The sequence below is a fragment of the Pseudomonas sp. NPDC088890 genome (genome assembly GCF_044900155.1).
Classification (GTDB): Bacteria; Pseudomonadota; Gammaproteobacteria; order Pseudomonadales; family Pseudomonadaceae; genus Aquipseudomonas; species Aquipseudomonas urmiensis.
Genome location: NZ_JBJDNG010000002.1, coordinates 571,575 through 594,061, shown reverse-complemented (window position 1 = coordinate 594,061; position 22,487 = coordinate 571,575). Strand labels below are relative to the sequence as shown.

Sequence of the window (22,487 nt, the reverse complement as noted above, 5' to 3'; positions counted from 1 at the left end):
GGCGTTCTCCCTGGCCGCAGGAGAACGCGGGCCCGGGAGCTGCGTCAGGCTTTCGCCGTGACGCTCGAATCATCGCCGAGGCGGCTGGGGCGGATCTTGAACCAGATGGAGTACATCGCCGGGAGAAACACCAGGGTCATGATGGTGCCGACAAAGGTGCCGCCGATAAGGGTATAAGCCAGGGTTCCCCAGAACACCGAGTGCGTCAGTGGAATGAAGGCAAGAATCGCTGCCAGTGCCGTCAGCAACACGGGGCGGGCGCGCTGTACGGTGGCTTCGACCACCGCATTGAATGGGTCCAGGCCCTCTTTCTCGTTGTGATGGATCTGCCCGATCAGGATCAGCGTGTTGCGCATCAGGATCCCTGACAGTGCAATCAGCCCGACCAGAGCGTTGATGCCAAACGGTTGATGGAACATGAGAAGCACCGGCACCACGCCGATCAGACCCAGCGGCGAGGTGAAAAACACCATGACCATCGCCGAGATCGAGCGTACTTGCAGGATGATGATCAGCAGCGTCAGGGCGATCATGATCGGCAGTAGCGGCAGAATCGCCTGGCTGGCCTTACCCGATTCCTCGATAGAGCCGGCCATTTCGATGCGAAAGCCAGTTGGCAAGGTTTCGATGATCGGCTGCAGGTCTTTCCACACTGCTGCCGAGACGTCTGGCGGCTGCAGCTCTTCGGCAACATCACCCCGTACGGTGATGGTCGGTGTGCGGTCGCGACGGCGCAGAATCGGATCTTCCATACGAACATCGACCTCGCCGATCTGCGACAGCGGAATGCGCTGACCGGCTGAGCCAACCAGTGTGAAGCCCTCGATCTTCGACGGATCGAGACGGATATCCCCCGCTGCCCGGCCGACCACCTGCACCGCACGAATGTCTTCGCGCACCGTGGTGATCGGTACGCCGTTGAGCAGGAATTGCAGCTGCTGGGCGACTGCGTTAGAGGTCAGGCCAACGGCCTGCAGGCGATCCTGATCTAGCGAGAAATGCAGCGTTGGCACCAGAGCGCCCCAGTCGCTGTTCACGGTTCTCATCATCGGGCTGGCTTGCATAACGCGCTGCACACGGGTGGCGATTTCGCGCAGTTGCATCGGGTCTGGCCCCATCACCCGATAGGCCACCGGGTAAGGCGAATACGGGCCGAAGACCAGTTGCGTGACGCGCACCTTGGCCTCGGGCGCCAGCCCTTCGGAGGCGGCCTCTCGAATACGCAGCTTGAGGGCCTCACGGGCCTGCTGGCTATCGGTCAGCACCACGATCTTGGCAAACGACGGATCGGGCAGTTCCGGCGCCATGGCCAGGAAGAAACGGGGTGGGCCTTGCCCTACATAGGAGGTCACGATCTTCGCTTCTTCCTGCTCGCGCAGCCATGACTCAACCTTGACCGCCGTGGCGTTGGTCTGCTCGATGGAGGTGCCGTACGGCATTTGCACTTCGACCAGCACTTCGGGGCGGTCGGACGTCGGGAAGAACTGCTTCTTTACCAACCCCATGCCCAGTACCGAAACCACGAACAAGCTGATGACCGTCCCGGCCACCAGCCATTTCAGGGCGATGACTCGCGCCAGCAACGCGCGGAAACGGTTGTAGTGGCGGGTGTTGTAGATGGCCGCATGGCCACCCTCGACCTGCTTGATATCGGGCAGCAACTTCACGCCCAGGTAGGGGGTAAACGCCACTGCCACCACCCATGAGGCGATCAGGGCAATGCCGACAATCCAGAACATGTTGCTGGTGTACTCACCCGCCGTGGACTGGGCAAAGCCGTTGGGCATGAAGCCGATGGCGGTGACCAGGGTACCGGAGAGCATCGGCGCGGCGGTGTGGCTCCAGGCATAGGCCGACGCCTTGAAGCGGTCGTAGCCCTCTTCCATCTTCACTACCATCATTTCGATGGCGATGATCGCGTCGTCTACCAGCAGGCCCAATGCGAGGATAAGCGAGCCCAGGGTGATGCGGTCGAAGTTCTTGCCTGTGGCGGCCATCACCACAAAGACGATGGCCAGCGTCAGCGGCACGGCAGCGGCAACCACGACGCCGACGCGCCAGCCCATGCTAATAAAGCAGACCAGCATGACCACCAGCAACGCGACGAAAAACTTGACCATGAACTCGTCAACGGACGAGGCGATATTGACGGCCTGATCGGTGACTTTGCTGAGCGTCATGCCCAGCGGCATGGCGTGGTTGATGCTCGCGGTTTCTGCCTCTAGCGCCTTGCCGAGGTCAAGCCCGTTCCAGCCCTCGCGCATGATCACACCGAGCAGCAAAGCGGGCTCGCCATCGTTGCGTACCAGGAAGGTGGCCGGGTCCTCGTAGCCGCGCTCCACAGTTGCGACGTCGGACAGCTTCAGCGTTCGACCCTGTACGGCAATCGGTGTCTCGCGGATCTTTGCCAGTTTGTCGAAGGCACCATCCAGGCGCATGACGACCTGCGGTCCGTTGGTATCCACCGAACCGGCGGGCGTCAGGGCGTTCTGGCTATTGAGTGCAGCAAAAAGATCCTGCGGCGTCACACCCAGGGTTGCCAGCCGGTCATGGGAGAACGACACGAAGATGCGCTCGGCCTGTTCGCCGATGATGTTGACCTTCTTGACCCCTGGCACATGCAGCAGCCGCTGACGCAGCGATTCGGCGTCACGCACCAGCTGGCGCTGTGGTTCACCCTTTGCCTTCAGGGCATACACCGCGAAGGTCACATCGGAGAACTCGTCATTGATCATCGGCCCGATAACGCCGGCAGGCAACGTTTTGGCTTCATCACCCAGCTTCTTGCGGGCCTGGTAGAACTCTTCCTGCACCTGCGACGGCGGCGTGCTGTCGCGCAACGACACCATAGTGAATGCCAGGCCCGCGCGAGTGTAGGTTTCGCTGCGGTCGTACCACTTCAGCTCCTGCACGCGCTTTTCCAACGGCTCGGCGACCTGATCCTGCATTTCCAGGGCGGTAGCGCCTGGCCATGCAGTGATAATGGTCATCTGCTTGACGGTAAACGGCGGATCCTCGGCACGACCCAACTGAAAGAACGCCAGCGTTCCGGCCACCGCGATCAGCAAAATCAAGAACAGTGTGATAGAGCGCTCGCGAACCGCGAGGGCGGACAGGTTGAAACGCCCCTTGCTCATGGCTGACTCACGGCTACGGGCGTGACAGCCGCTTGGGCAAGCCGTACTTCCTGGCCATCACGCAGCAGGTGGGCACCTAGGGCAACCACGTGCTCGCCAGCCTTGAGCTTGCCAGCGACACGCGCCGTATCATCACTGATACCTATTACCTGAACGGGCCGCCAGGAGACCTTCGCCGGCTCGCCGGCAATTACCCACACCCCTGTGCCATTGCCTGGATCGTATAGCGCGGCGATAGGTACCTGCAGCAGTTGAGTGGCGCTCCTGTCCTCTGCGATATTCAGGGTAATGGTGGAGCCCAGCGGCGCGTTCGCCAACGCGCCGTCAAGCACATACCGGGCTTCGAAGGTTCGGGTGGTGGCATCGGCGGCCTGCGACAGCAAGCGCAGCTTGGCTGCCACGGCAGCGCCGCTATTGCCATACAAAGTAGCTTGAGCTGTGGAGCCCGGCGTCGGGCGCAGGGTTTCAGGAAGGTGCACGACAGCTTCCCGCTGCCCCGCCCGCGCCAGTCGCACCACCGCCTGGCCGGCACTGACCACCTGGCCGGGTTCAGCCAGAGTGTCCATCACCACCCCATTGGCGTCAGCCAACAACACCGCGTAGCCCGTGGCATTGCGCGCCACATCAGCCTGAGCTTGGGCAGCGCTGAGCTGAGCCTTGGCGGAGTCGGCGGCGGCCTTGATCTGATCATAGCGCGACGCCGATACCGCGCCGACGGCTACAAGCCCGCGATAACGCGCCTCGTCATCAGCCGTCTGCTTGGCCAGCGCCCGAGCGGAAGCGACCGTCTGCAATTGCGCACGCGCCTGCAGTTGCAGGTCGATGGGATCGAGTCGCATCAACGGCTGGCCGCGCTTGACCGTTTCACCAGTGTCAACCAAACGCTCGAGAATCTTGCCCGACACCCGGAAGCCCAGGTCACTCTGGGTACGTGCGACCACTACGCCGGTGAATGAACGGCCCGTCTCGGAGGACTGCTGGACCGCCGCCGCCCTGATCAGCGGCGGCTTGTTGCGGGGGTCTTTGTTGACTGACGATTCGCCACACGCCACCAGGACGATAGGCAGTAAGCAAAAGACGAAGGTGGCGGACTTGAGGCGCATGGGTTCCGTTACTCAAGAGCAAGATAGGAACCCAATTCTTGGACCTGTGACCAAATCTGTCAATGGTCACAATTAATTGGCTAGGGCGCCAGGCTGCGCAATATCAGTGCTGGCAGAAGCACTGCGGCCTCAGGCGCTGTATCGAGGTTGTACTGCAACTGAGCCGCGTTGACGTAAGGGCGCAGGACTAGAAAAATCGCATTGACGGCCTCATCCAGGGGCGTCTTGCGCTCGAATTCCCCAGACTGCCGGCCTTCGAGGAGAATCTGCTGGATGAGCTGGCGGATAAGCAGTTCATGATTCTTGACCGATGGCCACTCGTCACGCGAAGCGACGGCAGCGATGTCGTAAAGCTTGCGATCGTGAAAAAACAGATCGCTGCCGGCCTTTGAAATCGAGCGGAAAAGCCGCCTTAGCTTCTCGGATGAGGTCTGCGCCTCGGCAATGGCGGCTTCGACGATCTGCATGATCATGGCCAGGCGATTGCTGCATATCACCCCGCCGATGGCTTGCTTGGAATCGAAGAATTTATAGATATAGGCCTTGGAAAAACCAATCGCCTTGGCGAGATCCGAGACAGTGGTCTTTTCGTAACCGTAATGGCCGAAATGCTGCGTCGCCGCGTTGATGATCTGGTCGCGGATCTCATGATCCAGCGGGCCGCGTTGGGTCGAGGTGTTCATATCTTCATTCATGTCCAAAGCTTAACTCTGTGGCGAGCTGATTGACAGATAGTGACCAATCTATAATATGGTCACCACCTGTCAATCAGCTCTATGTTGCGAGCCTTTGTCCACGGCCTAGACCCGTATCGGTGCTGGACTCTAGCTTCCCTCCATAGATCTGTTGAAATGACATTTGGCATGGCGACGTTCGTGCAGCCCTCAGCGCAAAGTAACAGTGATGGCTCGGAGTGACTTACCACCCCGCCGTGAGGGCTAGAAAGCGTCGTAAGCGGTGAGTCGCGCTCTGCCGCTTTCAGCCCATCGCTGCCATCTGCGGACAGAAATGTAAAACATTCTTAATTGTTGATTAACCATTAGCTTGCTCCACGCCCCGGTAAAATTTCGCGCTTTTACAGGTGGAGAACGCTCCGATGCTTCGAATGCTGTCCTGTGCTGCCCTCTTGACCATTTCATTCGCCTGCTCGGCTACTGACGTTGTACAAGGGGGCGAGCAAACGCTGACCGTGCTGAGTTCCGGCGGAATCATGGGCGCTATCCGGGAAGTGGCGCCAGCTTATGAGAAGAAATATGGCGTGAAGCTGGAAGTACTCGCAGCGCCTTCGATGGGCGAGACCCCGCAGGCCGTACCAAACAGGCTCGCTCGCGGTGAGCAGGCGGATGTGGTTCTGATGGTAGGTTCGGCGCTCGACAACCTGGTCGCCAGCGGTCTAGCCGACAAAACCAGCCGAATAGATCTCGGCAAGTCTTTCATTGCCATGGCCGTTCGCAAAGGCGAACCGAAGCCGGACATAAGCACTATGCAGTCCTTGCGCACGGTGCTGCAAAACAGCAGGTCTGTCGCCTACTCCGACAGCGCAAGCGGCGTCTATCTCTCCAAGACCCTGTTCCCTCGCATGCAACTCGGCGACCAGTTCGTGGCCAAGGCTCACATGATCCCTGCCGAGCCCGTAGGCGCAGTGATCGCTCGCGGCCAAGCACAGATCGGCTTCCAACAGCTAAGTGAGCTTAAGCCAGTAAAGGGTATCGACATCGTCGGCCTGATCCCGGCTCAAGCGCAGAAAATGACCATGTATTCGGGCGCCGTCGTCAGCAAGAGCCAGCATCATGCCGCAGCCCAGGCGCTCCTTGACTATCTGGCATCGCCAGAAGCCGACGCAGCGATCAAAGATAGCGGCTTGACGCCACTACCTCATACAGCGAGCTGACTGCGAGCGCCGGCAGCGATAATGGGGATGCGGCAAGTGGACATCTGCCCGTTGGGGAACCGCGGGCGGTTCAACTGCTGCACGGCCATACGAAGCTTGAAAGATGCCGGGGCCGCCTTGCGGTCTATCCCCGCTGATTGAATTTCAGCGCACTATGATTTCATCAGGAAAATAAACCCCCATTGAACGGTTGCTGTGTATCCCCAGCACCTCCCCTTGCATGCTCTGCACCACCGTCTGCCCGCCCTCGATGGGGGTTCCAGTACGACGATCCTGGGCGTGTGCGTCCGGTGGCAGGCTGAACAGCATCTGGCCTTGATAACGGCTGACCTGGATGTCGGCAGGATAGTGAACAGGACCGAACGCGAAGGGTTGGTTCGAGTAGCCTCCCCACGAGCGACCTTCCCCATAAGGCCGGTCGAGGATCATGATCAGTGAACGCAGTTCTATCCCCAGTACCCTGACCGGCCTTTCCTCGGACCTGGCCTGCCAGCTAGTGGTGTTGGCGAACACCCTTACCGGGCCAGGCCAGACAATGCCGCCCAGCTGGGTACCTGGCGCCAGCGTGCATCGGCGCATTTTCCATTCGAAAAAGGTGAAGTGAGCACCGAACGGAAAGCCGAACTCGACCTCCCCAGGCTCACATTTCCATCCTGCCAGGTCATGGGCCGATAGGGTCTCGACCGTCGCGAAACCGTGCCCCTGCGCCAGTTCCAGACGACGCACGGGCATACCTAAGATGTGACCTGGCGTGCGCTCGAAATCAGCCTGCTCCAGACTCTGCATGCCATAGGGCACGGGATCGCCGGACAGGTCGTTGAAAGGCTCCAGGTTTCGCAAATGGACCTGCGTACCGGCCGGAAGCACCAGGTCACCAAGCACTTCCTCGTGCTCGAGGCGGGGATTGTGCGCACGCCAGTCCTGCCATTGCTCGTAGGTGAACTGGACATACAGTCCGCTGCCTGCAGCCAGCAGCACCACGAGCATGCCGAAGCGCCAACGCCTGGCCAGCATATAGCGCCGGCAACGGGGGACCAGCAGTGCCAGCAGGCAGGCGATGAGCAACCAGAGAAAGACTTCGGAAAAGAGGTAGATCATGTAGCCGAGCAGCATGGCCGGCATGGAGACAGGAATCATGGGACCGTCCTTGTGCACCCTGATGGAGACGGCGCAGGATAAATCAAGCTCGGCGCTGTCCCAAGCCCTGAGCTTTCAAGGAAACCACTCGGCATGATGCCCTAAGACATGCTCACAAGAATTCTGCTGATCGCAACATCGTTTTCGCTCGGTCAAAAGCTCCCGCTGCAAATGATTGCTACCGATAGGTTTGGACCTCAGCGAATATAAGACCCTGCTACCTCATCGAAGATTGCAAGATTGATTGCTTTCAGTTGATTAAGTAACCCTTGACGTATCGCACTGTGTTTTCCAAGGTTCGCGCCATGTCGGGATGCGTTAGCTGATACCTCTGCTCCAGTTGCTTGCTATGGCGCATATCGAAGCGCTGCGTTTGAATGAAATTCAATGACTCGGCGCTGATCGCGAATCGGGCCGCCAGTCCAGGAATCGACAAAAGCCACCGAAGCAAACCTATCGCTACATGGCGTCGGGGGGCCTTGACCCCCAGCATGTTTGCCAGCTGGCCAAGCATTTCCTGCAGATTTGGTGTGCGCTCATAGAGTGCCAGCACCTGCTGGTTGGCCATCAAGGGGTCGAAGGCCACGCAGGTTATCATCGCCACCAGGTAGTCGACACTGACCACTGGCAACCAGTGCTCGGGGGAACCGGGGACAGCTTTGAACCTGCCTTGTGCCAGATTTCGAATGAGTTCGGCCAGGGGTTGTCCTTCCAGAATGTGCCCACTCTCACTGTGGCCACACACCGTAGCAGGATGAACGATGGTGTAATCGGCGCCCGCTTCCTGCATGTAGCGCATAACTGCGAAATGGGACTCAAGCTTGCTGCCTTCGTAGCCACCCACACGGTCGTAGACTGCGGGCCAGTTTGTGTTTTCAGGGCGCTCATGATCAACCCCGATACTGGCAAGGTGGGTAAGGTTTTGCAGCATGTAGCCGCCCACCATCAGTAATCGGATGCGCTGGTTTGCCGCAAGCCTGGCGACCCTCAGCGCCCCCTGCACATTGACTGCGCGGGCATGCTCCATGCTTAGCCCCCAGGTAAATTGCGCCGCGAGGTGGAAGGCAACTGCGGCCGAAGACACGCGCTGCTTGTCTGCCTCGCTGAGCCCAAGCTCCTCCCTGCTAATGTCGCCTTCAACGGGATGAACATAAGTAGGGTTACCGCCCAGTCGCTCCACTTGTTGTCTAAGCCGCCCAATGTTTTCAGGGCTGCGCATAAGTACCCAGGTCTTGTGCCCTGTCGCAGTGAGACGGGCCAGCAGATGTTGACCCACAAACCCAGTGCCGCCGGTTACGAAGCATTCCACACTCATGCCTGACTCCTTGTTTGGATGATGGGTGCAGGCTAAGGTGTAGAGTCTGCTCTACAGTCAAGGAAATTTACTGTGAACATTGGAGAGTTGGAGCGCCGAAGTGGGATTGGCCGCCATGCATTGCGCTATTACGAGAAACTCGGGCTTATCGTGGCCCAGCGGCAGGCCAACAACTACCGCAGCTACAGCGATCAGACCGTTGTCGACCTGGGGTTTATTCAAAATGCCCAAAGCATGGGTTTTTCCCTTTCGGCAATCGGGGAAATCCTCGCGGCCAAACGGGGTAATACCATCGATTGCGCACAAGGCGCTGCCTTGGTCGCTAGCAAGATGGCTGAAATTCAAGTGAAGATCAGCAATCTGCAAGCCACGTATGGTTTTCTCGATGCAGAGCGTGTGAAGCTTGAAGCCAGTGCCATTGCCCAGGGACTGACTATTTCTTACCCTCCCCTCACTGGGCATGCATCGAAGCCGTAGCACTGTCCATCCTTTGCTCTCGACGCGTTTTACTCCCTCTTTTGGGAGGTAAGCACTGAGGGTCGTTACTCGGCACGGCCAAGCCAATCAGCCGCGGACTCAGGTGCAAGTGCATTTGCTAGAGGTGAACGAGCTACGGCCAAGGTATGCGGGCGGGGTGAGATGGCGGGCAAAAGAAAGCCCGCTGCTAGGCGGGCAAGGTCTATCACACGTAGGGATGGTGATAATGTCTCCCAAGCGATGTGAAAAATTAGTCAAGGAAACGTCCAAGCAATCTCATCGCCGCAACATTGAGCTAAGGCCAGCTGAGCAGCGGCTGTTCTGAGTCGCGCTATGACGGTGTAAACGATAAGACGGGCTGCTACCGCGTCAGTGACTATTCACCCAGTACAGATCGCACACCGCGTGAGCTACAGAATCCTGAGGCCATGCGGTGTAGCGATGTAGGCCTTCAATGCGTATCGCTCACTGCGTAATACACTGACCGGCCCGGTAAAGCCGATAGATTGCAGCTCGCGTTCCACTACGCAGGGCTCGGGATGAGCAATTTCCAGACGTTGCAGTTGACAGCCTTTGTCATCGAGTCTCTTGGCGGGATGCTCCGACTCGCCCCAATCGATCAGGCTAGGGACAGCCCCTTGCAGAGGCAGATGCCCGTCAGGCTGAATCGAAATTTTCCACGACAGACCTCCCCTGCTCATCGGTTCGATCTCTCCAAAAACCTGCCTGAGACGCTCGTCTGCGCTATCCAGACGCTCCGTACGCGCCACCCAGTGGGCTAAATAGGGCGATGATTGCGCACTTAGCTCATCCAGACCGAACCACCTAGGTCGCGTAGGCAAAGGGGCCTGACTGTCAGGAGCAATGACTTCAAGATAAAACGACTCTCCTAATCGTAGGAGCAGATTGTGAGTGCTCATGCGCATGTGCTTACCACCTGGCTGCAACTGCACTGCGAGTTGACGCTCGACGAATTGGGCCCCCAACGGCAGGGTCGGTGACACAATGACCAGATGATCCAAGGTGGAACGCACCATAGCCTGCTATCTCCCTAATCAAAGAACTCCAAGCGTTGCTGCCTTTTCACCCGACATGCTCGATTGCAGTACAGCTCACATGGACTGGGTAAGCTCACACGGTGACGACGTGAAGCCCGCCACCGACCCAGATAGTTGAAACTTTCCCAAACCGCGTCAAGTCCAGACCCCTATCGACCAATCAACGGGAGAAGGCAATGACGGGCACGGTAGGCGATTTTCTGGTAGAGCGCTTGTATCAATGGGGGGTACGGCGCATCTTTGGCTACCCCGGCGATGGTATCAACGGTGTATTCGGTGCGCTGAGCCGGGCCAAGGGCAAGATTGAATTCATCCAGGCCCGCCACGAAGAAATGGCTGCATTCATGGCCTGTGCCCATGCCAAATTCACCGGTGAGCTGGGCGTCTGTATCGCGACCTCCGGCCCTGGCGCTTCGCACTTGCTCACCGGTCTCTACGATGCCCGTATGGACCATATGCCAGTGCTGGCCATCGTCGGCCAGCAAGCCAGGGCCGCACTGGGCGGGCACTACCAGCAGGAGCTGGACCTGCTGTCGATGTTCAAGGATGTCTCCGGGGCATTTGTCCAGCAGGCATCCACGCCCTCGCAGGTGCGCCACCTGCTTGACCGCGCGGTGCGCACCGCCATCGGCGAGCGACGGGTAACCACAGTGATTCTGCCCAACGACCTGCAGGACTTGCCCTACCAGCAACCGGCGCATGCCCACGGCACGGTGCATTCGGGCATTGGCTACAGCAAGCCCAAGGTGGTGCCCTATGACAGCGATCTGCGCCGCGCCGCCGAAGTCCTCAATGCCGGGCGCAAAGTCGCCATACTGGTAGGCGCCGGCGCCCTGCAGGCCACCGATGAAGTCATCGCCATCGCTGACACATTAGGCGCAGGCGTGGCCAAGGCTCTACTGGGCAAGGCCGCCATGCCCGATGACCTGCCGTGGGTCACCGGCGCCATAGGCTTGCTCGGCACCGAACCGAGCTATCAGCTGATGAGCGAATGCGACACCCTGCTGATGATCGGCTCGGGCTTTCCCTACTCCGAGTTCCTGCCCAAGGAAGGCCAGGCCCGCGCTGTGCAGATCGATCTGCAAGCAGACATGCTCAGCCTACGTTACCCGATGGAGGTAAACCTGGTCGGTGACGCCGCAGAGACCTTGCGCGCGCTGTTGCCTCTACTCGAGTCCAAGACCGACCGCCGTTGGCGGAAAAAGGTCGAAGGCTGGCGCGCACGTTGGGATAAAACCCTGGCAAAACGTGCGCAGGTCAAGGCCGACCCCATCAACCCACAGCGTGTGGTGTACGAGCTCTCCCCTCGCCTGCCCGACAACAGTATCGTGACCAGCGACTCCGGCTCCTGCGCCAACTGGTTTGCCCGCGACCTGCAGATTCGCCGGGGCATGCACTGCTCATTGTCCGGGGGCCTGGCCTGCATGGGGGCTGCCGTGCCCTACGCCATCGCCGCCAAGTTTGCCTATCCGCAGCGCGCAGTGATCGCGTTGGTGGGTGATGGCGCGATGCAGATGAACAACCTGGCCGAGCTGATCACCGTGGCCAAGTACTGGCAGCAATGGGAAAACCCGCAATGGATCTGTGCGGTGTTCAATAACGAGGACCTCAACCAGGTCACCTGGGAGCAGCGCGTGATGGAAGGCGATCCCAAGTTCGAGGCGTCGCAGACGATTCCTGACGTGCCTTACCACTTGTTCGCCATTTCCATCGGCCTGCAGGGCATTTTCGTCGACCGCGAAGACGACGTCGCCGCGGCCTGGGAACGCGCCTTGAGCGCCGATAGGCCGGTCTTGATCGAGTTCAAGACCGACCCCAACGTGCCACCGCTGCCACCCCACATCAAGCTGGAGCAGGCGAAGAAATTTGCCGGCACTTTGCTCAAGGGCGACCCGGACCAGGCCGGGGTCATCGTGCAGACGGCCAAGCAAGTCCTCAGTTCGGTGTTACCCGGCAAGAAGTGATGCACGCCTCGGCGCACAGGCTGAACGTTTGCACAGTCGGGTCGGTCGCACCACAGAGACGCAGCCGACTGTGCCAACCCTGACCGTGAGAACCTACCATGAGCGAGATCTTTCCCGAAGGCGGCCAACAGCACCCCATCGACCTGACCATAAACGCTCAAGCCCGATCGCTGCAGGTCCATCCCTGGACCACCCTGCTCGACCTGCTGCGTGAACAGCTGGACCTGATAGGCACCAAGAAAGGTTGCGACCATGGCCAGTGCGGGGCCTGCACGGTGTTGCGCGATGGCAAGCGCATCAATGCCTGCCTGACCTTGGCCATCATGTGCGATGGGGCCGACCTGGTGACCATCGAGGGCCTGGCCAGCGGCGACCAACTGCATCCCATGCAGCGCGCCTTCATCACGCATGATGCCTTCCAATGCGGGTACTGCACGCCAGGCCAGATTTGCTCCGCGGTGGGTCTGGCCCGTGAAGGCCATGCCGCTACGCCAGATGTCATCCGCGAGCAAATGAGCGGCAATCTCTGCCGTTGTGGCGCCTACAGCAATATCGTCGCCGCCGTGCAAGAAGCGCTGCCGCTGATGCGCGCTGCGCCACAAGCGCAAGGAGACCAGCAGCCATGACGCCTTTCAGCTATCACAAGCCTGCATCGGTCAGCGAAGCCGTCCACCTGGCAGATCCTTCTTCGCGATTCATTGCAGGGGGTACCAACCTCGTCGATTTGATGAAGGAGAACGTGGTACGCCCCGAGCACCTGATTGATATCACCCATCTGGGACTGAACCGCATTGAGAGAACCTCGAGCGGCGGTGTGCTGATAGGCGCGCTGGTCAGCAATGCCGAGCTGGCCGCCGATTCGACAATCGAACAGCATTACCCGTTGTTGTCCGAAGCCATCCTGGCGGGGGCATCGCCGCAGCTGCGCAATATGGCCAGTACCGGTGGCAACCTGTTGCAACGCACCCGCTGTTACTACTTCTATGACACTGGCACCCCTTGCAACAAGCGCGACCCCGGCAGCGGATGCCCGGCGCGAACAGGGCTGAACCGTATCCACGCCATCCTCGGTGCTAGCGATGCCTGCGTCGCCACCCATCCATCGGACATGTGTGTGGCGCTGGCAGCGCTAGAGGCTGTGGTCCATGTCGAGGGGCGGTCCGGTAAACGCCAGATAGCCTTTGCCGAGTTTCACCGCCTGCCCCAGGACGCACCGCAGCGCGACAATCAGCTGGCAGTCGATGAACTGGTGGTCGCCATTGAGTTACCGCCCCCGGCCTTCGCCGACCATTCCCGTTATTTGAAAATTCGCGACCGCGCTTCCTATGCCTTCGCGCTGGTTTCGGTGGCAGCTGCCGTACGCCTGGACAACAACGTAATCCAGCTCGCCCGCCTGGCGCTGGGCGGCGTGGCGCACAAGCCGTGGCGAGACCCGGCTGTGGAACGGATGCTGATCGGCCAAACCCCTTCACAAGCGCTGTTTACCCGCGCGGCTCAAACCATGCTGCAAGGTGCAACGCCGTTGAGCCACAACGGTTTCAAGGTGACGCTGGCGCAGCGGGCCATTGTGCGGGCACTGGGCGATGCCGTGCTCGGTGCCGCGGCGCGGGGGGCACGCCCATGAACACCAAAGTGCTAGTCGGAACACCTCTGGACCGGGTGGATGGTGTAGCCAAGGTAACCGGGCAGGCGCGCTACGCGGGCGAGTACCCCGAGGCCAACCTGCTTCATGGCAGCGTGGTATCCAGCACCATCGCCCGGGGCCGGGTACTGAGGATCGACAGTTCCCGGGCCCTGAGCGTGCCTGGGGTGATCGCAGTGCTCGACCATAGTCATCGTCCGCACATTTCCAGTTACGACGACGATTACAGTGACGCCGACTCGGCCGAAGGTTCGCCATTTCGGCCCTTGTTCAACGATCAGGTGCTTTACAGCGGGCAACCCTTGGCACTGGTGGTCGCGCAAAGCCTCGAGTTGGCAAGGTACGCGGGGTCGTTGATCGACATCCACTACGTCGAACAGGCCCACGAGACGGATTTGCTCAATGTACGCAACCAAGCCCATCGGGCACCTGCCGAAACACCTGAACCGCGTGGCGACTTTGCCGGGCAGTTCGCCAGCGCGCCAGTGCAGATCGATGCCACCTACCTGACGGCCAGCGAGCATCACAACCCGATGGAGCCGCATGCATCGACGGTGTTCTACAACCCCGACGGCACCTTGCACATTCACGACAAGACCCAAGGTACGCAGAATTGCCAGGACTACCTGCACAAGGTCTTCGGTCTGCCCAAGGAGCACATCAGGGTTCTGGCAGCCTTCGTCGGCGGCGCGTTCGGCTCAGGCTTGCGCCCGCAGTACCAGCTGCCATTGGCAGTAATGGCGGCGTTGCACTTGCAGCGCTCGGTGCGCGTCACCCTGACCCGCCAGCAGATGTTCAGCTTCGGCTACCGGCCCCGCACCGAGCAGCGTTTGCGCCTAGGTGCAGACGCGCACGGCCGGCTGTTGGCAATCGCCCACGATGCACTTGGCCAAACATCACGCTTCGAGGACTTTACCGAGCATCTGGTCGAGTGGAGCGGCATGCTCTATCAGTGTGACAACGTTGCCCTGAGCTATCGCCTGGCTCCGCTCGATGTGTACACCCCGCTGGACATGCGCGCACCCGGCGCCGCTTCCGGGATGATCGCCCTGGAGTGCGCCCTGGATGAACTCGCCTGGGCCGCCCGGATCGACCCGGTCGAGCTACGCCGACGCAATTTTGCCGCCAGCAATGGCAACGAAGACAAACCCTACTCCAGCAAGCAACTGCTGGCGTGCTATACCCAAGGCGCCGAGCGTTTCGGCTGGGACCGACGCAGCGCCGCACCGAGGAGCATGCGCAAAGGCACGCAGTTGGTCGGCTGGGGCATGGCCGGCGGCGTCTGGGAAGCGATGCAGATGAAAGCCAGCGCCAAGGCGCGCATCGATGCCCAGGGCCACCTGACCGTCAGTAGCGCCACCACCGACATCGGTACTGGCACTTACACCGTCATGACCCAGATCGCAGCCGACGCAGCCGGCGCCCGACTACAGGACGTCACGTTCGTACTAGGTGACTCTTCGCTGCCTCCAGCGCCGCTTCAGGGTGGTTCTTTCACCGTGTCGTCGGTCGGTTCGGCAGTGCGCCAAGCTTGCCTTGAGCTACGGAGCAAAGTGCTGGAACACGCGCGCAGGACCTATCCCGCAGTTGCCAGCACAGCCCTGGAGCAGGTCGTGTTCGCAGACGGCTACCTACACGCAGGCAATCATCGCTTTGCCCTGGCGGACATCGTCGCCAGCGCCCCCAATGGTGTTTTCGAAGTACAGGTCGATGCCGAGCCGGGCGCCAAGCGCAAGCCGTTCGCCACTGCCACACATTCAGCGGTATTCGTCGAAGTTCAGGTTGATGAAGAGCTTGGTTCGATCAAAGTCACCCGGGTGGTCAGCGCTATCGCGGCAGGACGTGTGGTCAATCCAAAGACCGCACGTAGCCAGATCCTTGGCGGCGTGGTGTGGGGGCTGGGCATGGCCTTGCACGAAGAAACCTTAACCGATCATCGGCTGGGCCGCATTCTCAATCACAACCTGGCGGAGTACCACATTCCGGTGAATGCCGACAGCGGTGAGATCGAGGTGATATTCGTTGAAGAGCAGGACGACATCGTCAATGAACTGGGCTCCAAAGGGGTGGGCGAAATTGGCATCGTGGGCGTGGCGGCGGCGATAGCCAATGCTGTCTTCCATGCCACCGGCATACGGGTAAGAGCGTTTCCAATCACCCTCGACAAGGTGCTCTAGGCGCTAAGCCCAGATTGACTCGCCCCCTGTGCGACTGAGACGGGCGTTTGGAACCTTGTGTGAACTTTCGCCGGTTTGCACTGGCCTTCCGTTCAGGGGGCGCGAGTTACCAGGCGTCTGGCGAAGGCACAGGTTCCGCGCTCAGCCCGCTGCACGCAGCTTCAGGCCGCAAGCAGTCCCAGTAACGCCAAGCTCATAGGAGATCAACTGATGAACGATCTTGCCATGTACTACTGGATTGCCGTCGCGGCAATTGTCTTGCTCGTTGACCTGTGGGCCATCGTCAGTGTGTTCAGAAGCGACAAATCCGATGCGACCAAAGCGCTCTGGGCCTTGGTGATTCTCGCGCTGCCCCTGGTTGGCCTGGGTATCTGGGGTGTCGCCGGCCCACGCGGGATCAAACGCGGCACCGGACCGACGTCGGATGAACACAGCAAGGGCTGAACAATGTCTGCCGCCTACTGAAGAGGGGTGCACCATGCTCGATAAAGCGACCGGTATGAAACCAGGGGAGCGCTACTGCGTCGATAACATCGAGCGCACCCATCAGTTTCCGGGGTTCTTCCTAGACGGCAAGTACTACCTGGGACCCGAGCTGCTGACCGCTGTGGGCTGGCTCGAAGGTAGGCAGTTCATCTACGACAGCCTGGATGCCCAGGGAGAGCCGGTTTTTCCTGATCGGATAGCCGGGACCCTCGACGACCTGAAGCTGACCCTGATAGATGGAACGCGCCTTGATCTTTCAAGGATCGAGGCCCGTGCCACGCTGGCGAGTCAGACTACGCACGGCCAGCCGCAGCGTGAGCCGGAAAGCGCGCTGACGCACCGCGAAGAGCAAGATCCAAGTGTCATGGGCGGTTGGCCAAACCATAAAAGCAAGGCACCACTCATGATCGGCGCGGCACTGCTGGGGCTCGTCGCTGGGCTGTTCATCAGAGGCGTGCAACGCGAACAGCGGTAGCTCAGGCAATGCGCCAGGACTTCGCCAGGTACGGGTTTCAACCGATGGGCAAGATACTGACTAGATAACCCTCAGAAGATGTCTGACCAGGCTCGATGACAGGCGCTCGCGAGCGCGGCCAGCAGCCCAAAGCGCACACCGGCCCTTTAGTCATTTTCGTTAATCCGACACCAGTTCGCCGTTCTTGATGTTAGCGATTGGCCCCAATATCGAGGCATCGAACTCATTCAAGCGTTGTGTGTTGGCGAGTCGTCGAGGCAGATCGGGATTTGCCAGCGCGGCCTTACCTATTGCGATGATATCGGCGCCCTCTTCCAGCACGGATGAGGCGTGCTCTGCCCTGTGCAGGCCCCCGTTTGCAATCAAAGCCACCTCTGGAGCATAGCGACGTGACAACGATACAAGACTGCTGTGGCCATTAATGAATGCCGGTTTCCAGGCTTGATGTTCAGTGACGTGAATGAAGTCGACGGCCGCGTCACTCAGTGAACCAAAGATGACCTCCGCAGCCTGCTCACCCTCAGCCCATTTATGATCGAAGTCGTTGACCTTACCCTGCGAGATTCTTACACCCACCGGCAACGTTCCGACTGCCAGCCTTACCGCTCTCACAACTTCAAGGGTTAGGTTCATACGGTCTCGCAGCCCCCCTCCCCAGCGGTCATTACGATGATTTGTGTAGTCAGTCAGGAACTGATCAAGCAAATACCCGTTGGCACCATGGATCTCGATACCATCGAAACCTGCACATTGGCTTGCCAGGGCTGCGGCCTGAGCAAAGCCTGCGATGGCGTCGACAATATCCTCATCAGTCATGGCACGCGGCACGGCGTACGACCCTGCGCCGTAGTAGAACTTCATCTGCTCACCCTTGGGGCGCAGTGCTGAGGGTGCTGCCGAAACGTCAGTGAAACGGTTGCCCTGGCTGAGGGCACCCGCATGCATGAGCTGGGCAAATACCATGCCCTGATGTGCGTGTATGGCGCCTGTCACCATCCTCCAAGCCTGGGCTTGCTCGTCATCGGTGATACCAGGTTGATAAGGGTATCCCTGCGAGTATTTTTGGTCGGTGTAGATACCTTCGGTGATGACTAAGCCAAAGCCACCATGGGCAAACCGTTCGTAATATCGAGCCATTTGCTGGGTGGCCTGCCCTGTCTCAGTGGCGCTCACGCGCGTCATGGGCGCTACCGCCAAGCGGTTTCTCAGCGAACAGCCGGCAATATCATAATCAGTTAGAATTGTGGAGTTCAGCACCAGCAACATCCTCTCTATCGGCTTCCAAAAACGTTATACGGAAAGCTTAGTCTTGGACGGCGACAGATAGAATCAGGCGTGAAGGATAAGGCGCTTTAACCGAAGGAGATATAAAGATGCAGATTTCGGACGTCGAGGTGTTCGCTACCATTGCCGAGAGTGGAAGCCTATCAGCCGCTGCACGGCGGCTTGGGGTGTCACCCATGACAGTTTCACGGCGGCTAGCAGCGCTTGAGGATGAGCTGGAAGTACGACTGGTGCATCGCACTACGCGGTCGGTTTCGCTTACGCCTGAAGGCGAAGTTTTCCTGCCATTTTCCAAGACGCTGCTCGCAGCGAGCGAGGCGGCAAAAGTCACCTTGAAGGCGAATGTGGGAACGGCCAGTGGCACCCTGAAGGTTACCGCGCCGACTGTGTTCGCTCAGGCCGTCATCATGCCTATGATTGCGCCATTGCTGAAGGAACATCCCGCACTGCAAGTAGACCTGCTCGCCTCCGACAGCATCGTGGATATAGTCAGCTTAGGAATCGACGTAGCGATCCGTATTGCGCCCCTGCGCGACTCTGAATTGGTCGCCCGCTCCCTGGCTCCCAATCCCCGCGTGCTTTGCGCGAGCCCCGGCTACCTGACAGAGCATGGTGCACCCATTGCTCTGGATGAGTTGCATGGCCATCGCTGCATAGCGCTTCACGGTATGCCGCATTGGCCTTTCGTGCGTGATGGGGAACCGATCGGCTTCAAAGCGGTTGGCGCCTTCTCTGCTAACAGTGTCGAAGCAGTGCGAACCGCCAGCAAGCAGGGATTAGGGCTTGCGATGCTCACTTACTGGGATATTCGTGACGATGTCGAACAGGGCACTCTGCGAGTTGTGGAACTGGAGGATGCAACTCCCCAACAACTGTTCATCACCGCTGTTCTTCCAACCCGGCGCCAGGTGCCTCATCGTGTCCGGGTTTTCCTTGACCGGCTAGAGGCGGCGCTAGGTAACCCGACGTGAGTGCCACCTCACCTAGCAAATGCAGTTTTCGCGGTTCTCGCGAACGGCGGCAATGGGGCGATACCCGCTATCAATGAGCTGCATTTGTCGATCTGCAAAGGACGCCCAGAGCATGAGTGCGCTTGCAGTTGACCGAGTCAGCCATTGCCGTACAATCGCGCCCCCCAAAAATCAGCAGGCATGGCGAGAGGGAGCTTCAATGCAACGGGTGATGATCATTGGTCAGCCAGGGTCTGGGAAAAGTACCCTGGCGCGCAAGCTTGGCGAGCGCACGGGCTTGCCGGTCGTGCATATCGACACGATTCACTGGCAGCCAGGGTGGGTCGAACGCAGCCGGGACGAGAAGACGCGTCTTTGCCATGAGGTCGAGGCCCGTGAGCGCTGGATTTTCGAAGGTGGGCACTCGACCACATGGGGCAACCGGCTGGCCCGCGCTGACATGTTGATATGGATCGACCGCTCGGCGCCGCTTCGATTCTGGCGCGTGTTCCTCAGAACGGCGCTGAACCGCGGTCGCCCTCGGCCTGACCTACCGGACGACTGCCCGGAACTGCTGGCCAACCTGCCGGAGTTTTTCAGGTTCATGTGGCGGACGAAAACCTCGTCTCGCAAGGTGATAGAGCGACTCGTGGCTACGGCCCCGTCGGGTTGTCGCATGGTCTGCCTGCGGTCGAACCGGGATACCGAGGTTTTTCTTGAGAGTCTGGGTGCGCAGCCTGATAAGGCTGTGCAAGGTCATTAGAGACCCGATCGCGCTCGATTGACGGCAGGCGCCTGCCATGAAGGCGCATCTGAACGTTTTAACCTGCCCAAGGATGGCCCATGGCGCTGAGCTTTCGCACAACCAACGCATGCAACAATGCAAACAAGAGAAGCTGGTTGGGAGCCACACTGAGCGCGCAAGATTACAGTGCTAACGCGAGAAGAGCGGATCATCTTCTGGGCATCTTTCAACACAGGAGTGACGATGAGAGAACACAATTATGCTGTCACCATCAATTGGATAGGCAACACCGGTGAGGGTACTGCCAGCTATACGGCTTACCAGAGAGACTTCACTGTCGAGTCGCCAGGCAAAGCGCCTATCCCTGGTTCCGCCGACCCTGCTTTTCGTGGTAATCCCGAATGCTGGAACCCTGAAGACATGTTGCTGGCATCGATCTCGGCCTGCCACAAGCTCTGGTATCTTCATCTGTGCGCCGTTAACAACGTGTGCGTGCTGGAATACGTCGACCACCCGGTGGGCCGTATGATCGAAGGCGATGGCCAGCGCAAGGGCCATTTCAAGGAAGCAGAGCTAAGACCTCAGGTCGTCATTAGTAGTCAATCAGATAGAGATCTTGCAATGCGCTTGCATGACGATGCTCACCACGAATGTTTCATTGCCAACTCGGTCAACTTCCCTATCAAATGCAGGGCTGTTATCAACTATCGAAACTCATCCCTCAAAGGCGCTAGCGTCGGTATCGGCCCGGACATCTAAATGTCTGCAGGGGGTCGATGGCAGCCACCCGAGAACGGCAGCTATCGACCCATAGCGGTCATTCACAGATGCCCCCTATCGGTCAGAAGCGGACGAACCGTTCCTTACTGTTGAACGCAAACGTCTGGCCATTTTCCGAGCCTTTGCTCAGAGCATCCAGGTGTCCATGAGGACACACTCACCACCTCCCGTTATCTGAGACTGATGAATAAACCTCATGAACCCTTGCCGATTTAACCGTCTAGTACCCACCCGATAGCTCGCTTACTGTTCTCCCAACGCCAAATGTTGGGAGATCCAAATGCACAAGCGCACACTCGGAAACAGTTCACTCGAAGTGTCAGCCCTGGGTTTGGGTTGCATGGGATTAAGCCATGGCTACGGCCCGGCGACTGACACACAACAAGCCATTGCGCTGATCCGATCTGCGGTTGACCGAGGCGTCACGCTCTTCGATACCGCCGAGGTTTACGGCCCGTACCTGAACGAACACGTGGTGGGCGAAGCCCTGGCACCAGTGCGCGATCAAGTGGTCATCGCCACCAAGTTCGGCTTCACCTTCGGTAACGACAATAAACAGCAGATTCTCAACAGCCGCCCCCAGCACATCCGAGTCGCGGTGGAGGGTTCGTTGCGTCGGCTAAAAACCGATTACATCGATCTGCTTTACCAGCACCGCGTCGATCCTGACGTGCCGATCGAGGACGTCGCCGGGGTGGTGAAGGACTTGATTGGCGAAGGCAAGGTCAAGCACTTCGGCTTGTCGGAGGCCGGTGCGCAGACCATTCGGCGTGCGCACGCGGTGCAGCCGGTCACAGCGCTGCAAAGCGAATACTCGCTGTGGTGGCGCGAGCCTGAGCAGGAAATCCTGCCGACGCTTTGGGAGTTGGGCATTGGCCTGGTGCCGTTCAGTCCTCTGGGCAAAGGTTTTCTCACCGGCACGGTGTCGGCGCAGGCCACGTACGGCAGCGACGATTTCCGCAGCATCGTCCCACGGTTCAGCCAGTCGGCGCTGCAAGCCAACCAGGGCCTGGTGGTGTTGATCCGACAGACCGCCGCGCAGAAACACGCCACCCCCGCACAGATCGCACTGGCCTGGCTGCTCGCGCAGGCGCCTTGGATTGTGCCGATTCCGGGGACAACCAAACTGCCTCGCCTGGAAGAAAACCTTGGCGGCGCGGACATCAAACTCGACCCCGCCGAACTCAAAGCGATCGATACCGCACTGGCGCAGATACGCGTTGAAGGCGAGCGCTATCCCGAGGCCCTCAAGGCGCGAGTCGGCCGATGAACAATGAACACGATCCGCTGCGGCGCACGCTGATCGCCGCACTGGCCAGCGCCCCGCTGCTGTCGCTCGCCGACACGCAAGGCGCCAGTGAAACAGCGCGCTCAGGCTCGCGGATTCTGGTCGCGTATTTCTCGCGCTCGGGCAATACCCGGGTGGTCGCCGGGCTGATCCAGCGTGGACTGGGTGCCGATCTTTTCGAGATTCGCCCGGCCAATCCCTACCCCGAGGACTATTTGCACACCGTTGAGCAGGCGCGTCACGAGCGGGACAGCGGTTTCGAACCCGAGCTGCAAAGCAAGGTTCACGCCTTGAGCGACTACGACACGATCTATCTCGGTTTTCCGATATGGGGTGAAACCACCCCGCCCATCGTGCGCGCCTTTCTCAGCGCCCATGACCTGACCGGCAAGACCCTCATCCCCTTCAATACCCACGGCGGTTATGGCTTGGGCAACAGCCGCAGCGTGCTGATCGAGCACGCGCCGAAGGCAAAGATTCTGGAAGGTTTTGTGATGGAGAGTGAGCAGGAGCGCAAGACCATGGAACGCGTGAACGGCTGGCTGAGCGATCACCCCCTTACGCGTTAATCGAATTCT

The 22,487-nt window shown here is 59.6% G+C and carries 19 protein-coding genes and 1 pseudogene; 13 read left to right on the top strand and 7 right to left on the bottom strand.

Annotated elements, in window-relative coordinates:
- Positions 1–44 precede the first annotated feature (44 nt).
- From ACI2JX_RS07580 to ACI2JX_RS07570, 3 genes are all read right to left on the bottom strand, one after another.
- Entirely contained in the window at positions 45–3,137 is a 3,093-nt protein-coding gene (locus tag ACI2JX_RS07580; RefSeq protein WP_404689795.1) for an efflux RND transporter permease subunit, read from the bottom strand.
- Complete coding sequence (locus ACI2JX_RS07575; RefSeq protein WP_404689794.1) at positions 3,134–4,240, bottom strand: efflux RND transporter periplasmic adaptor subunit; 1,107 nt, start codon at positions 4,238–4,240, stop codon at positions 3,134–3,136. The genes ACI2JX_RS07580 and ACI2JX_RS07575 overlap by 4 nt, the downstream gene beginning before the upstream one ends.
- An 80-nt stretch (positions 4,241–4,320) precedes the next feature.
- Complete coding sequence (locus tag ACI2JX_RS07570; RefSeq protein ID WP_264234649.1) at positions 4,321–4,935, bottom strand: TetR/AcrR family transcriptional regulator; 615 nt, start codon at positions 4,933–4,935, stop codon at positions 4,321–4,323.
- Positions 4,936–5,336: 401 nt separating this feature from the next.
- Here ACI2JX_RS07570 and ACI2JX_RS07565 point away from each other — a divergent pair, with 401 nt between their 5' ends.
- On the top strand, positions 5,337–6,131 hold the full coding sequence (locus tag ACI2JX_RS07565) for a substrate-binding domain-containing protein (RefSeq protein ID WP_404689793.1): 795 nt from the start codon (positions 5,337–5,339) through the stop codon (positions 6,129–6,131).
- A gap of 144 nt (positions 6,132–6,275) precedes the next feature.
- Here ACI2JX_RS07565 and ACI2JX_RS07560 read toward each other — a convergent pair whose 3' ends face one another.
- Together ACI2JX_RS07560 and ACI2JX_RS07555 are read right to left on the bottom strand one after the other, a co-directional pair.
- Complete coding sequence (locus tag ACI2JX_RS07560) at positions 6,276–7,268, bottom strand: hypothetical protein (protein ID WP_404689792.1); 993 nt, start codon at positions 7,266–7,268, stop codon at positions 6,276–6,278.
- Positions 7,269–7,518: 250 nt separating this feature from the next.
- Complete coding sequence (locus ACI2JX_RS07555) at positions 7,519–8,583, bottom strand: SDR family oxidoreductase (RefSeq protein WP_404689791.1); 1,065 nt, start codon at positions 8,581–8,583, stop codon at positions 7,519–7,521.
- Positions 8,584–8,655: 72 nt separating this feature from the next.
- Between ACI2JX_RS07555 and ACI2JX_RS07550 the strand changes: the two genes are divergently transcribed.
- A complete protein-coding gene (locus ACI2JX_RS07550) occupies positions 8,656–9,060 on the top strand; it encodes a MerR family transcriptional regulator (RefSeq protein WP_186553318.1) in 405 nt (134 codons plus the stop codon).
- Positions 9,061–9,470: 410 nt separating this feature from the next.
- Here the strand turns inward: ACI2JX_RS07550 and ACI2JX_RS07545 are convergent, their stop codons facing one another.
- Positions 9,471–10,097, bottom strand: coding sequence for a VOC family protein (locus ACI2JX_RS07545; protein ID WP_404689790.1), 627 nt, complete (start codon positions 10,095–10,097; stop codon positions 9,471–9,473).
- Positions 10,098–10,294: 197 nt separating this feature from the next.
- Between ACI2JX_RS07545 and ACI2JX_RS07540 the strand changes: the two genes are divergently transcribed.
- The 6 genes and pseudogenes from ACI2JX_RS07540 to ACI2JX_RS07515 all read left to right on the top strand — a co-directional run.
- Complete coding sequence (locus ACI2JX_RS07540) at positions 10,295–12,082, top strand: thiamine pyrophosphate-requiring protein (RefSeq protein WP_404689789.1); 1,788 nt, start codon at positions 10,295–10,297, stop codon at positions 12,080–12,082.
- Between the two features lie 98 nt (positions 12,083–12,180).
- On the top strand, positions 12,181–12,708 hold the full coding sequence (locus ACI2JX_RS07535) for a (2Fe-2S)-binding protein (RefSeq protein WP_186553321.1): 528 nt from the start codon (positions 12,181–12,183) through the stop codon (positions 12,706–12,708).
- Positions 12,705–13,706, top strand: a complete 1,002-nt coding sequence (locus ACI2JX_RS07530; RefSeq protein ID WP_404689788.1) for an FAD binding domain-containing protein — start codon at positions 12,705–12,707, stop codon at positions 13,704–13,706. Before ACI2JX_RS07535 ends, ACI2JX_RS07530 begins: the two co-directional genes overlap by 4 nt.
- Positions 13,703–15,901: a xanthine dehydrogenase family protein molybdopterin-binding subunit gene (locus ACI2JX_RS07525; RefSeq protein ID WP_404689787.1), complete on the top strand. Its 2,199-nt coding sequence runs from the start codon at positions 13,703–13,705 to the stop codon at positions 15,899–15,901. Before ACI2JX_RS07530 ends, ACI2JX_RS07525 begins: the two co-directional genes overlap by 4 nt.
- Before the next feature lie 210 nt (positions 15,902–16,111).
- Positions 16,112–16,345: a PLD nuclease N-terminal domain-containing protein gene (locus tag ACI2JX_RS07520; protein ID WP_368971438.1), complete on the top strand. Its 234-nt coding sequence runs from the start codon at positions 16,112–16,114 to the stop codon at positions 16,343–16,345.
- A 34-nt stretch (positions 16,346–16,379) separates the two neighbouring features.
- Positions 16,380–16,709 (top strand): annotated as a pseudogene (locus tag ACI2JX_RS07515) (short-chain dehydrogenase); the annotation flags it as partial.
- A 312-nt stretch (positions 16,710–17,021) separates the two neighbouring features.
- Here ACI2JX_RS07515 and ACI2JX_RS07510 read toward each other — a convergent pair.
- On the bottom strand, positions 17,022–18,128 hold the full coding sequence (locus ACI2JX_RS07510) for a tRNA-dihydrouridine synthase (RefSeq protein WP_404689786.1): 1,107 nt from the start codon (positions 18,126–18,128) through the stop codon (positions 17,022–17,024).
- Positions 18,129–18,235: 107 nt separating this feature from the next.
- Between ACI2JX_RS07510 and ACI2JX_RS07505 the strand changes: the two genes are divergently transcribed.
- From ACI2JX_RS07505 to ACI2JX_RS07485, 5 genes are all read left to right on the top strand, one after another.
- Entirely contained in the window at positions 18,236–19,117 is an 882-nt protein-coding gene (locus tag ACI2JX_RS07505) for a LysR family transcriptional regulator (protein ID WP_404689785.1), read from the top strand.
- A 199-nt stretch (positions 19,118–19,316) separates the two neighbouring features.
- Positions 19,317–19,859, top strand: a complete 543-nt coding sequence (locus ACI2JX_RS07500) for an AAA family ATPase (RefSeq protein WP_404689784.1) — start codon at positions 19,317–19,319, stop codon at positions 19,857–19,859.
- Positions 19,860–20,084: 225 nt separating this feature from the next.
- Positions 20,085–20,600 carry an OsmC family protein gene (locus tag ACI2JX_RS07495; protein WP_404689783.1) on the top strand — a complete coding sequence of 172 codons (516 nt, stop codon included), beginning with the start codon at positions 20,085–20,087 and terminating at the stop codon, positions 20,598–20,600.
- A 301-nt stretch (positions 20,601–20,901) separates the two neighbouring features.
- A complete protein-coding gene (locus tag ACI2JX_RS07490; RefSeq protein ID WP_404689782.1) occupies positions 20,902–21,891 on the top strand; it encodes an aldo/keto reductase in 990 nt (329 codons plus the stop codon).
- Positions 21,888–22,478 carry a flavodoxin gene (locus ACI2JX_RS07485; protein ID WP_404689781.1) on the top strand — a complete coding sequence of 197 codons (591 nt, stop codon included), beginning with the start codon at positions 21,888–21,890 and terminating at the stop codon, positions 22,476–22,478. Before ACI2JX_RS07490 ends, ACI2JX_RS07485 begins: the two co-directional genes overlap by 4 nt.
- Positions 22,479–22,487: the final 9 nt, after the last annotated feature.